This window comes from Citrobacter sp. Cu233, from assembly GCF_030332225.1.
Classification (GTDB): Bacteria; Pseudomonadota; Gammaproteobacteria; order Enterobacterales; family Enterobacteriaceae; genus Citrobacter.
This window is the reverse complement of record NZ_JAOWIF010000035.1, coordinates 66774-80006: the sequence shown is the minus strand read 5'-3', so window position 1 is coordinate 80006 and position 13233 is coordinate 66774. Positions and strand designations below refer to the sequence as shown.

8 protein-coding genes are annotated in these 13233 nt (G+C 53.6%); 5 read left to right on the top strand and 3 right to left on the bottom strand.

What is annotated here, in order from left to right; all coding sequences use genetic code 11:
* Positions 1–48: 48 nt before the first annotated feature.
* Positions 49–1557, bottom strand: coding sequence for a glycerol-3-phosphate dehydrogenase (gene glpD, locus OGX95_RS13925; RefSeq protein ID WP_286629848.1), 1509 nt, complete (start codon positions 1555–1557; stop codon positions 49–51).
* 202 nt (positions 1558–1759) lie between these two features.
* On the opposite strand from glpD, the gene glpE reads away from it, so the two are divergent.
* The 3 genes from glpE to OGX95_RS13910 all read left to right on the top strand — a co-directional run bounded on the left by glpE (position 1760) and on the right by OGX95_RS13910 (position 3872).
* Positions 1760–2086, top strand: a complete 327-nt coding sequence (glpE, locus tag OGX95_RS13920) for a thiosulfate sulfurtransferase GlpE (RefSeq protein ID WP_286629846.1) — start codon at positions 1760–1762, stop codon at positions 2084–2086.
* A gap of 103 nt (positions 2087–2189) precedes the next feature.
* Positions 2190–3020, top strand: a complete 831-nt coding sequence (glpG, locus tag OGX95_RS13915) for a rhomboid family intramembrane serine protease GlpG (RefSeq protein WP_286629843.1) — start codon at positions 2190–2192, stop codon at positions 3018–3020.
* Positions 3021–3113: 93 nt separating this feature from the next.
* Positions 3114–3872: a DeoR/GlpR family transcriptional regulator gene (locus OGX95_RS13910; protein WP_003023499.1), complete on the top strand. Its 759-nt coding sequence runs from the start codon at positions 3114–3116 to the stop codon at positions 3870–3872.
* 41 nt (positions 3873–3913) lie between these two features.
* Here OGX95_RS13910 and malT read toward each other — a convergent pair whose 3' ends face one another.
* On the bottom strand, positions 3914–6619 hold the full coding sequence (gene malT, locus OGX95_RS13905) for an HTH-type transcriptional regulator MalT (RefSeq protein WP_286629842.1): 2706 nt from the start codon (positions 6617–6619) through the stop codon (positions 3914–3916).
* Positions 6620–7246: 627 nt separating this feature from the next.
* Here malT and malP point away from each other — a divergent pair.
* Together malP and malQ are read left to right on the top strand one after the other, a co-directional pair.
* On the top strand, positions 7247–9640 hold the full coding sequence (gene malP, locus OGX95_RS13900) for a maltodextrin phosphorylase (protein WP_286629841.1): 2394 nt from the start codon (positions 7247–7249) through the stop codon (positions 9638–9640).
* A 9-nt stretch (positions 9641–9649) separates the two neighbouring features.
* Complete coding sequence (gene malQ, locus OGX95_RS13895) at positions 9650–11737, top strand: 4-alpha-glucanotransferase (protein WP_286629840.1); 2088 nt, start codon at positions 9650–9652, stop codon at positions 11735–11737.
* An 80-nt stretch (positions 11738–11817) separates the two neighbouring features.
* On the opposite strand, the gene gntT is transcribed toward malQ, so the two are convergent.
* On the bottom strand, positions 11818–13134 hold the full coding sequence (gntT, locus tag OGX95_RS13890) for a gluconate transporter (protein ID WP_271454339.1): 1317 nt from the start codon (positions 13132–13134) through the stop codon (positions 11818–11820).
* Between the last annotated feature and the right edge of the window lie 99 nt (positions 13135–13233).

Here is a 13233-nt window from a genome sequence, read left to right as displayed (position 1 = left end):
AAGGCCCGGTAGCGTAACCGGGCCTTTTGCTCTCCGTAGGCGGCTTTCTTACGAGGCCAGCGACAACTGGTGCTTCTCAATATATTCCGCCAGCCACTGGGTCATGCGCGATTGCTGCTCGGCATTCAGCCACATCCCTTCTTTCGTGCGACGCCACAACGCATCTTCCGCACGACGAACCCATTCGTGATCGACCAGATATTTCAGCTCGGCCTCATAAAACTCATGACCAAAGTCTTCACCTAACTCGGCAAGCGAGGTGGCTTCGCCGATGACCCATTCGGTGTTGCTGCCGTAGGTGCGAGAGTAATGGCGCGCCAGCGATTCGGTCAGGAACGGGTAGCGACGGCGCAGTTTGGCTGCGTAATCTTCGCGATCGCCGCCAATGTCACCGCCTGGCAGAATGCACTCTTTGGTCCATGCTGGCCCAATGCCCTGATAGTAAGACGACAGTTTTTCCATCGCGTGTTCGGCCAGCTTACGGTAGGTCGTCAGCTTGCCGCCGAAGACGGACAACAGCGGTGCTTTGCCGTTTTCATCATGGATATCCAACGTGTAATCACGGGTGATAGCCTGTGGTGAGTCTGATTCGTCATCGCACAGCGGACGTACGCCTGAATAGGTCCAGACAATATCGTCACGGCCCAGCTGTTTCTTAAAGTGAGCGTTGTAGACCTTCAGCAGGTAATTGATTTCGCTTTCATCAATTTTCACCGCTTTTGGATCGCCTTTGTACTCCACGTCGGTCGTCCCAATAATCGAGAACTCATCCATCCATGGGATAACAAACACAATACGTTTATCTTCGTTTTGCAGGATGTAAGCCTGCTTCTGGGTATGCACGCGCGGCACTACGATGTGGCTGCCTTTGATCAGGCGAATACCGTACGGTGATGGCAGATGCATGCCGTCGTCAAAGAACTCTTTTACCCACGGGCCGGTGGCGTTTACCAGACCGCGCGCCTGCCAGGTGTGTTTTTTACCGGTATCGATATCTTCAGCTTCAACAACCCACAGACCGTTTTCACGACGAGCGGAGGTTGCGCGAGTACGGGTTAAGACTTCCCCACCTTTACGCACCACCATTTGGGCGTTTGCCAAAACCAGACGTGCATCGTCTACCCAGCAGTCAGAATATTCGAAACCGCGCACAATCTCGGGTTTCATTACGGAATCCGCGCCAAAACGCAAACCGGTCGAACCCGGCAAACTGGTGCGTTTGCCCAGATGATCGTACATAAACAGACCAATACGGATCATCCATGCCGGACGCAGGTGCGGGCGGTGAGGCAAGCGAAAGCGCATTGGGAAGGCGATATGCGGTGCCATTTTCAACAGCACTTCACGTTCGGCCAGCGCTTCGCTAACCAGACGGAATTCGTAGTGTTCCAGGTAGCGCAGGCCACCGTGGATGAGTTTGGAACTGGCGGAAGAGGTTGCGCAGGCTAAATCCTGAGCTTCCAGCATCAGCACGGATAATCCGCGTCCAGCGGCATCTGCCGCGATACCGGCACCGTTGATGCCTCCACCTATCACAATCAGATCTTTGGTTTCCATGCTGGCCTCTCGCACTTTCGTTATAGCTCATTAATGTTCGTTATCGAGCATAATAGCAAAGAATCGCGCCATTGGTAACATCGGATAAACAATTTACAGTGATACATATAACATTATGGCGTTTACCTGCTCAGGCAACGTACACTGGAGGGTAATATTGGTTACCTGCCAGAACATAAGTAGAACTTAAAAAGAGAACACCATGGATCAGTTTGAATGTATCAATGTCGAAGAAGCCCATCAGAAACTACTGCACGGAATGGCGGTGCTGGTGGATATTCGCGATCCGCAAAGTTATGCGATGGGCCACGCACCCCAGGCGTTTCATCTGACGAACGACACGCTGGGGACGTTTATGCGTGACCACGATTTCGATACCACTGTGATGGTGATGTGCTATCACGGCAACAGCAGTAAAGGTGCGGCGCAGTATCTGCTTCAGCAAGGTTATGATGCGGTTTACAGCGTCGACGGCGGCTTTGACGCCTGGCATCGACATTTTCCTGCAGAAGTGACGTTTGGTTCGTAAGCTATACCCTTCATTGAAGTCTGGCGGGTATAACAAAGATGCAGCCTGAAACAGGCAGGGTCTATATACTGTCCTCTTTTGTGTGGAATAAGCGACAGCAACAATGTTGATGATTACCTCTTTTGCTAACCCCCGCGTGGCGCAGGCGTTTGTTGATTACATGGCGACACAGGGCGTTATCCTGACGATTCAACAACATCAGCAAATGGATGTCTGGCTGGCGGATGAGTCCCAGGCCGAGCGCGTGCGGGCTGAACTGGCGCGTTTTCTGGAGAATCCGGGCGATCCGCGTTATTTGGCGGCAAGCTGGCAGTCGGGCCAGACCGACAGCGGTTTGCGCTATCAACGCTATCCGTTTCTTGCCACGTTACGCGAACGTGCGGGTCCGGTGACCTGGGCGGTGATGGCCGCGTGTGTGCTGGTGTTTATCGCAATGAATGTGATGGGTGACCAAGCGGTTATGCTCTGGCTGGCATGGCCGTTTGATCCTACGCTGAAATTTGAATTCTGGCGTTATTTCACCCACGCGTTTATGCACTTCTCACTGATGCATATTCTCTTCAACCTGCTGTGGTGGTGGTATCTCGGGGGCGCGGTTGAAAAACGACTCGGCAGCGGAAAACTGATCGTCATTACCGTAATTAGTGCGCTGTTGAGCGGCTATGTGCAGCAGAAATTTAGCGGCCCATGGTTCGGTGGACTTTCTGGCGTAGTGTACGCCCTGATGGGCTACGTGTGGTTGCGCGGCGAGCGTGATCCGCAAAGCGGCATTTTCCTGCAGCGTGGTTTGATTATCTTTGCGTTGATTTGGATTGTTGCCGGCTGGTTTGATTTGTTCGGCATGTCGATGGCGAACGGCGCGCATATCGCCGGGCTGGCCGTCGGTCTGGCAATGGCATTTGCTGACACGCTTAACGTGCGGAAACGAACATGATTTAAGTTGTGTGGTGCCGGAAGGCGCTACGGTCGGACCTCTTTGTAGGCCGGATGAGCGTTAGCGCCTCCGGCAAAATTTCAGGGAATTATAATGAAGCAAACACAACGACATGACGCGATCATCGAGCTGGTAAAAAAACAGGGATACGTCAGCACCGAAGAGCTGGTGGAGCATTTCTCCGTCAGCCCACAAACGATTCGCCGGGATCTCAACGATCTGGCCGATCAGAACATGATTCTGCGCCATCATGGCGGCGCAGCGTTACCGTCCAGCTCTGTGAATACCCCGTGGCATGACCGTAAGGCGACACAGACGGCGGAAAAAGAGCGTATTGCCCGTAAAGTCGCCACGCAGATCCCGAACGGCTCCACGCTGTTTATCGACATTGGCACCACGCCGGAAGCGGTCGCTCACGCGCTGCTTAATCACAGCAACCTGCGCATTGTGACCAACAACCTCAATGTGGCTAATACGCTGATGGCAAAAGAGGATTTCCGCATTATTCTGGCCGGTGGCGAACTGCGAAGCCGCGATGGTGGGATTATGGGTGAAGCGACCCTCGACTTTATTTCACAGTTCCGTCTGGACTTTGGCATCTTAGGGATAAGCGGTATCGACAGCGATGGTTCGCTGCTGGAATTTGATTATCACGAAGTTCGCACCAAACGCGCCATTATTGAGAATTCACGTCATGTAATGCTGGTGGTGGATCATTCGAAGTTTGGTCGTAATGCGATGGTGAACATGGGCAGTATCAGCATGGTCGATGCGGTATATACCGACACGCTGCCGCCTGCTGGCGTGATGCAGGTCATTGCTGACCACCATATCCAGTTAGAGCTGTGCTAAGCGAATTCCAGGCCTGATACGCGTAGCGTATCAGGCGTTAACTAAACGCCATACCCCATCATTTTCAGCAGCTTCTGCGCATGTTGCACCGCATCCTGGCGGTGCGCCACGCCAAGCTTTTGGTACAAGTTGCGGATATGCGTCTTAATAGTCGTCGCGGCAACAGCCAGCTCACCGGCAATCTGCTCGTTGCTGTAGCCAGAATAAATCAGACCGAGAACCTGCCATTCTCGCTGGGTCAGCGGGCTGGTGCGGATAAGCTCCGGGACGTCCGGGTGGGTGAGCAGGCGTTCAACGAATCCTTCATCAAAGTGGGCGAATTTGTGGCGGTGATGCTGGTTAATCTCGCGCAAAATACGCTGCGCACGATGCTGCTCAAGTTCCGGTAATGTGTTGAGCTGAATCAGCTGGCGTAACTGCTGCGCCATGGCCTCGCCTTCGATCACAAAGTGGCTGATGAACCCGGTGCGGTTCGCCAGTTGCAGGGCGTCGAGCAACACCCGCTGTGCGTCATTTTTACGCCCCGCCTGCCAGTACAACTGGTTAAGCAGCAGCAGGTTACGGTTAAGATCGCTCATCAGGCGCAGGTTGCGCGCATTTTCGTTGAGTTCTTCCAGCACAATCTCTGCCGGTTCAAACTCACCCAGCAGGATCTGCGCGCGGGCGATGTTACGCCACTGGCTTTGCAGGAAGTGGTTATTCGCGAATTCTGGTTTCGGCGTGTGGCGCAGCCAGTTGGCGGCGGAGTTTTTGTCACCGACCATTTGCCAGTAAATAACGCGCACCTTATCGGCGTTGGAGATCCAGTCGCTGTGATAGTGGCCGTTGCCCAGCAGGTTTTCCAGACGGTTGAGCAGGCTGCGAGCGTTATCAAGATCGCCCCGTGCCAGTGAACACTGAACCAGCAGCGCCAGGCACTGAAGCTGTTGCTGTGGCTGGAAGGTTGCAAGCAGCTCAATGCCGCTACGGGCAGAGGCTTCTGATTCATCCAGACGCGCCCATGCCCACAGTAGTTGGGCGCGAATGCGCACCAGGAACTCGTGCATGGGTAGCTGTTCCAGATGCTGCTCTTTAATCAGCTGGAACGCTTTTTCCTGTGTCTCCCAGGCGGCCTGTAAAAAGCCCTGGGCAAATAAAATTTCGCTTTGTTGGATCAGACTCCACAGCGCGTAATGCCAGACGTCATGATGACGCGCCATTTGCTCTGTTTGCTGCATCAACGACAGTGAGCGTGTGAGATCGCCTTTACAGTGCAGGACTTCACCGTGCACTGACGTGGCTACAATACGACTATAAAACCAGGCAATCGGTAATTCATCCAGTGCCAGTTTTGCCAGACGTTCAGCCTCGTCCGGGTTGCCGTCGTTAATCGCTACCTGCGCACGCAAAGCGTTAAATTCGGCATGTAGCGTCTGTTCCATATCGCCTTTCATTTCCTGCTCTGCGCGAGCCAGCAGGGTGTTAACTTCACTGTAGCGGTGTTGGCTTTGCATCAGCCAGGCCTGCAGCAGCACCAGGCGTGGATTTTCCAGCAGGCTTTCCCACGGCAGAGCTTTCAATGACTCTTCAAGTAATGCCAGTTCGCTGTGGTTAAACAGTCCCCACGCATGGTTTAGCAGAATGTCGCGCAGCATATGGGCGTCACCTGCCGCCAGCGCGTGGTGGATGGCTTCAGTCGGAAAACCTTGCGCCATCCAGCTTTCAGCGGCGGCGCGGTGTATTTCGGGAAGTTCGGCAGCTAACTCCCACTGGCAACGCTGGCGTAAAAAGCTGCCAAATAGCGGGTGGTAGCTAAACCATTCGCCGACATCATCCATCCGCTGCAGAAATAATCCCTGGCGCTCAATTTCCTCCAGCCGCATTTGGCCGTTTTCTTCGCCCGTGACCCGAACAATCAGCGCATCGTTCATCGAACGCAGGATGGCACTTTTTAGCAGGAAATGGCGGGTTCCTATATCGACGCTGTCCAGTACTTCATCGACCAGATAATCGGATAAATGGCTGGCGTTGATACCGGCCAGACGTCGTGCCGACTGGTGGGCAGAATGGTTGTTCTGACGGGCAGATAAGGCGATCAGCTGTAACGCCGTGGCCCAGCCTGCAACGTCATCGCACATGCGGCTACTTTCCGCAGCCTCAATCGGGGAGGACAGACGGCGGTCAAAGAATTGTTTGGCTTCCTGGTGGTTAAAGGCCAGCTGCTGGCTGCCGATTTCCAGCAGTTGATCGCGTACGCGCAGGTTGGCAATGCCCAGTTGCGGTAGGTTACGCGACAGCACGACTAACGTCAGATTTTCCGGCTGATGGCGCAGGAAAAAACGCATGGCTTCGTGGATGGCTGGATTGGAGATCAGATGATAATCATCCACGACCAGATAGAGCGGACGATGCCACTCCGCCAGTTCAATGAAGAGTTGGGCAAACAGTGAGGTCAGGCTGGCATACTGGCGTTTTTGCACCATGGCTTCGCTGGTGGTGCAGTGCCCACCGGTCGCCTGTTGGATTGCCGCAATTAAATAGCTGGCGAAGCGCTCTTGCTGGTTATCTCCTTCGTCCAGGGAGTACCAGCCTAATTCGTTCTTCCCCGCCGCCCATTGTGAAACAAGCGTTGTTTTTCCATAACCAGCAGGACTTGTTATCAGGGCAAGCCTGAAATTGTTCGCGCCGGAAAGTTTAGCCAGCAGGCGCTCACGAACCACCGTATGGTCGAGTCGAACCGGACGACTTAATTTAGACGGAATCAACATAAGTTAGTCACTTCACTGTGTGAATATGGGGGAAAATGATTTTTTTTGCGCTTCGTAATTAATAGATATAAGGTCGGCCAGAACGGGATTTATTGCAAGCTAAGTGGACTTTTTGTGTGTCTGATTTTGCACTATGTCACAAATCTATACATCTATTGCAATAATTGTTTTAAAGAGTCGCAACAGGCATGGTGACTGGATCCCGCGTTATTTTTACGGGGTGGAATAATTCCTCTTTTCTTGTGTGGCTACTGTAAGGATGAATAAAAGTCGATGAATTTTGTGCTCGACTTAAAACTTTCATGTGAAATATCTCAAGCAGAATATGTATTTCAGGTTGGAAACTATTTCTTCGTTTACATATTTTTTCTAAATGTCATCTTTCTGTTTGATATTGTCCGGATAATCTCTTTTGAGTAATGTGAAAACCGCGATGCATTTCAGGGGTATGCGGAGAGCCTGCGTATTTATCGGCCATAACTCCCCTCTTAAAGTGGCGGCGATCACATTTTAACGCTCATCCCCGCTCCTCCTCCCTGCCTAATCCCTGGCAGGATGAGGAAGGTCAACAACGAGCCTGGCAAACTAGCGATAACGTTGTTTATTACCTAAGGACCTGGAATCCCTATGTCACAGCCTACTTTCAACAAAGATCACTTTCAGGCTGCCCTGACACGTCAGTGGCAGCGCTTCGGTTTATCGTCGGCTCACGAAATGACGTCGCGCCAGTGGTGGCAGGCCGTGAGTGGGGCTTTGGCTGAATTACTCAGTGCCCAACCTGCGGTGAAACCGGCAAAAAATCAGCGTCATGTTAACTACATCTCAATGGAGTTTTTGATTGGCCGTCTGACGGGGAACAACTTGCTCAACCTGGGCTGGTATCAGGCGGTGAGCGACGAGCTGAAAGCACACGACATCAACCTGACCGACCTGCTGGAAGAAGAAACCGATCCGGCGTTGGGGAACGGAGGACTGGGGCGCCTGGCGGCCTGCTTCCTCGACTCGATGGCAACGGTGGGTCAATCCGCGACGGGCTATGGCCTGAATTACCAGTACGGTTTGTTCCGCCAGTCGTTTGTTGATGGTCAGCAGATGGAAGCACCGGATGACTGGCATCGTGGCAGCTACCCGTGGTTCCGCCACAATGAAGCACTGGATGTGCAGGTCGGCATTGGCGGCAAGGTCAGCAAAGAAGGCCACTGGGCGCCGGGATTCATCATCACCGGTCAGGCCTGGGACCTTCCGGTACTGGGCTACCGCAACGGCGTGGCGCAACCGTTGCGTCTGTGGCAGGCAAGCCACGCGCATCCGTTTAACCTGACCAAATTCAACGATGGTGATTTCCTGCGCGCAGAGCAGCAGGGGATTGACGCCGAAAAACTGACCAAAGTGCTGTACCCGAACGACAACCATACGGCGGGAAAAAAACTGCGCCTGATGCAGCAGTACTTCCAGTGTGCCTGTTCCGTGGCCGACATTCTGCGCCGTCATCATCTGGCGGGACGTAAACTGCACGAACTGGCCGACTACGAAGTTATTCAACTGAACGACACCCACCCGACCATCGCGATCCCTGAACTGCTACGTGTATTGATTGACGAGCACCAGATGAGCTGGGATGACGCGTGGGCCATTACCAGCAAAACATTCGCTTACACCAACCACACCCTGATGCCAGAGGCGCTGGAGTGTTGGGATGAGAAGCTGATAAAAGCGCTGTTGCCGCGACACATGCAAATCATCAAAGAAATTAACGACCGCTTTAAGAAACTGGTCGATAAAACCTGGCCAGGTGATGCCGCCGTCTGGGCGAAGCTGGCGGTGGTGCACAACAAGCAGGTGCGCATGGCGAATATGTGCGTCGTCAGCGGCTTTGCGGTTAATGGTGTGGCGGCGCTGCACTCTGATCTGGTGGTGAAAGATCTGTTCCCGGAATACCACCAGCTGTGGCCGAACAAATTCCATAACGTGACTAACGGAATTACCCCGCGTCGTTGGATCAAGCAGTGCAACCCGGCGCTTGCAGCGCTGCTGGATAAGTCGCTGAAAAAAGAGTGGGCCAACGATTTAGACCAACTGATTAACCTGGAAAAATACGCCGACGATGCGAAATTCCGTCAGCAGTACCGCGATATCAAGCTGGCGAACAAAGAGCGGCTGGTGAAGTTTATTAAAGCGCGTACCGGTATTGAGATAACGACCCACGCTATCTTTGATATTCAGATCAAGCGGCTGCATGAGTACAAACGCCAGCACCTGAACCTGTTGCATATTCTGGCATTGTACAAAGAAATCCGTGAAAACCCGCAGGCGGATCGCGTACCGCGCGTATTCCTGTTTGGGGCAAAAGCGGCTCCGGGTTACTACCTGGCGAAGAACATCATTTTCGCCATAAACAAGGTAGCGGAAACCATCAATAGCGACCCGAAAGTTGGCGATAAGCTGAAGGTCGTGTTCCTGCCGGATTACTGCGTCTCAGCGGCGGAAATGCTGATCCCGGCGGCGGATATCTCCGAGCAGATCTCGACTGCGGGCAAAGAGGCCTCTGGCACCGGTAACATGAAACTGGCGCTGAACGGCGCGTTAACGGTTGGTACGCTGGATGGCGCTAACGTCGAAATCGCCGAGAAGGTGGGTGACGAAAATATCTTTATCTTTGGTCATACCGTGGAAGAGGTAAAAGCCCTGAAAGCGAAAGGCTATGACCCGGTGAAATGGCGTAAGAAAGACAAAGTGCTCGATGCGATTCTGAAAGAGCTGGAAAGCGGTAAATACAGCGACGGCGATAAACATGCTTTTGACCAGATGCTGCACAGCATAGGTAAGCAGGGCGGTGATCCGTATCTGGTGATGGCTGACTTCTCAGCCTATGTTGAAGCCCAGAAGCAGGTTGATGTGTTGTACCGTGACCAGGAAGCCTGGACCCGGGCAGCGATTCTGAATACCGCGCGCTGCGGCATGTTCAGTTCGGATCGCTCCATCCGCGATTATCAGGCTCGTATCTGGCAGGCGAAACGCTAAGGAATCGCGATGGAAAGCAAACGTCTGGATAATGCCGCGCTGGCGGCGGGGATCAGCCCCAATTACATCAACGCTCACGGCAAACCGCAGTCTATTGGCGCCGAAACCAAGCGGCGTTTGCTTGACGCTATGCATCGCACCACCGCCGCCACGCAGGTGGCGGTGACCCCGGTGCCGAATGTCATGGTGTATACCGCGGGTAAGAAAATGCCACTGGCGGTTGAAGGCAGCGGGGAGTTTAGCTGGCTGCTGACTACTGAAGATGGCGTACAGCACAAAGGGCATGCCATCGGCGGCAAGTCTTTTCACCTTCCGACGAAACTGCCGGAGGGCTATCACACGCTGACATTGACACAGGGCGAGCTGCGCACCCACTGTCGCGTCATTGTGGCGCCAAAGCGCTGCTATGAACCGCAGGCGCTGCTGGAGGGGAAAAAACTGTGGGGCGCGTGCGTTCAGCTCTACACCCTGCGTTCAGAGAAAAACTGGGGGATTGGCGACTTTGGCGATCTCCGTACCATGCTGGTGGACGTGGCGAAACGTGGTGGGGCGTTTATCGGTCTTAATCCGATTCATGCGTTGTATCCGGCAAACCCGGAGAGCGCCAGTCCGTACAGCCCGTCTTCGCGCCGCTGGTTGAACGTCATTTATATCGACGTCAATGCAGTGGAGGATTTTCATCTGAGCAAAGAGGCGCAAAGCTGGTGGCTGAAGCCCACAACTCAGCAAACCCTGCAACGCGCGCGGGATGCCGGGTGGGTTGATTATTCTGCCGTTACCGCACTGAAGATGACCGCGCTGCGCATGGCGTGGAAAGGCTTCTCCGCTCGTGACGATGAGCAGATGGCAGCATTTCGCCAGTTTGTGACTCAGGAAGGTGACAGTCTGTACTGGCAGGCAGCCTTTGATGCGCTGCATGCGCATCAGGTGAAAGAGGATGCGTTGCGCTGGGGATGGCCAGTGTGGCCGGAAGCTTTTCAGTCGGTAGATTCGCCGGAGGTCAAACAGTTCTGTGCAGAGCATCGCGGTGAGGTGGATTTCTACCTGTGGCTGCAGTGGCTGGCATATACCCAATTTGCGGATTGTTGGGAAACCAGTCAGGGCTTTGCCATGCCGATTGGGTTGTATCGTGATCTGGCGGTTGGTGTGGCAGAAGGTGGGGCAGAGACCTGGTGTGACCGTGAACTGTATTGTTTGAAAGCCTCCGTTGGCGCACCGCCGGATATTCTTGGGCCGCTTGGACAAAACTGGGGGCTACCGCCGATGGATCCGCACATCATCACGGCACGGGCCTACGAACCGTTTATCGAACTGCTGCGCGCGAACATGCAGAACTGCGGCGCGCTGCGTATCGACCATGTGATGTCGATGCTGCGTCTGTGGTGGATCCCTTATGGTGAGACTGCCGATCACGGTGCCTACGTACATTATCCGGTTGATGACCTACTCTCTATTCTGGCGCTGGAAAGTAAACGCCATCACTGTATGGTTATTGGTGAAGATCTGGGCACCGTGCCGGTAGAGATTGTCAGCAAGCTGCGTGATAGCGGTGTGTATTCCTACAAGGTGCTCTATTTTGAGAATGACCATGAGAAGAATTTCCGCGCGCCAAAAGCGTACCCGGAACAATCAATGGCAGTCGCGGCGACGCATGACCTTCCTACGCTTAAAGGCTATTGGGACAGCGGCGACCTGACATTGGGTAAAGCGCTGGGGTTGTATCCGGATGAGGTTGTGCTGCGAGGGTTATATCAGGACCGGGAATTGGCCAAGCAGGGGTTACTGGATGCGCTGCATAAGTACGGTTGTCTGCCAAAACGTGCCGGGCATAAGGCATCGCTGATGTCGATGACGCCGATCCTCAATCGCGGGATGCAGCGTTATATTGCCGACAGCAACAGTGCACTCCTGGGTCTACAGCCGGAAGACTGGCTGGATATGGCGGAACCGGTCAATATTCCGGGCACCAGCGATCAGTACAAAAACTGGCGGCGTAAGCTTACCGCCACGCTTGAACAGATGTTTGCCAATGAGGGAGTGAACAAGCTGATTAAGGATTTGGACAGACGGCGAAAAGCGGCTGCGAAGAAGAAGTAAATAAGCCGGGGATTTCCCCGGCTTATTTATGGTGATAGCCCGTAAGCCTGATAAGCATAGCGCTATCAGGCACAGTTTTATCAGACGACCATACCCAGCAGCAGACACCCTACCAGACCGCAGACGGAGATAATGGTTTCCAGCATTGACCATGACTTGATGGTTTCACCGATGGTCAGGTTGAAGTACTCCTTGAACAGCCAGAAGCCAGGATCGTTCACGTGGGAGAAAATGACGGAACCGGAACCCACTGCGATAACCATCAGCTCAGGGCTTACGCCGGTGGTCGCAATCAGCGGTGCCACAATCCCACCTGCAGTGATTGCTGCAACGGTTGCAGAACCCAGTGCGATACGCAGTACCGCAGCAATAGACCATGCCATCAGCAGCGGAGAAACGTTAGAGCCGTGCATCATTGAAGCGATGTATTTGTCGACGCCGCTATCAACCAGGACCTGTTTGAAGGCACCGCCACCACCGATGATCAACAGCATCATGGCGATAATTTTGATTGAGGAAACCAGCGTATCGTTAATCTGATCCATTGAGCGTCCACGGTTCAGACCAAACGTGAACATCGCAATCAGAACGGCAATCAGTGTTGCCATCACCGGGTCACCGAGGAATTCTGCAACTGGCAGGAAAGCATGACCTTTTGGCAGGATCATTTCTGCTACGGCGCGCATGGCCATCAGAATGACCGGTACCAGAGAGGTCCAGACGCTGACGCCAAAGCCCGGCATTTCTTCTTCAGTGAAGGTTTTCGCGCTGTACAGACCCTCCGGGATCGGCTTATCAATACCTTTCAGGAAACGTGCGTAGACCGGACCTGCGAGAATGACGGTCGGGATTGCCAGAATCGTACCAAAAAGCAGGGTTTTACCCATATCTGCGTGGAAAATGGTCGCGATAGCGGTCGGACCCGGGTGCGGCGGTAGGAAACCGTGAGTAACGGACAGTGCAGCGGCCATCGGCACACCAACGTACAGCAGCGGAATATTCGCAGCAGCAGCGATGGTGAACACCAGCGGCAGCATCAGCACGAAGCCGACTTCGTAGAACAGGGCAAAACCAACGGTGAAGCCGGTTAATACCACCGCCCATTGAATGTGTTTTTTGCCGAATTTAGCAATCAGCGTGGTCGCAATGCGCTGCGCGCCGCCGCAGTCTGCCAACATTTTGCCCAGCATGGCACCAAAACCCATAATCAGGGCGAGGCTGCCAAGGGTTCCGCCGACACCGGCTTTAATAGAACCAATGACTTTATCCAGTGGCATCCCTTGCATCAATCCGACAGCAAGCGCCACCAGGACGAGAGCGATGAAACCGTTCATTTTGAAACGGATCATCAGGAGGAGTAACAAGATTACACCGATAGCAACGATGACTAATGGCATGATTTACCTGGCCTTTACTTTGTTATGGGTAACGTCAGTGTTTAGATGACAAATTCCGATTGTCCCGACCGGGAACAGAGTATTCACAGCACCAATGCT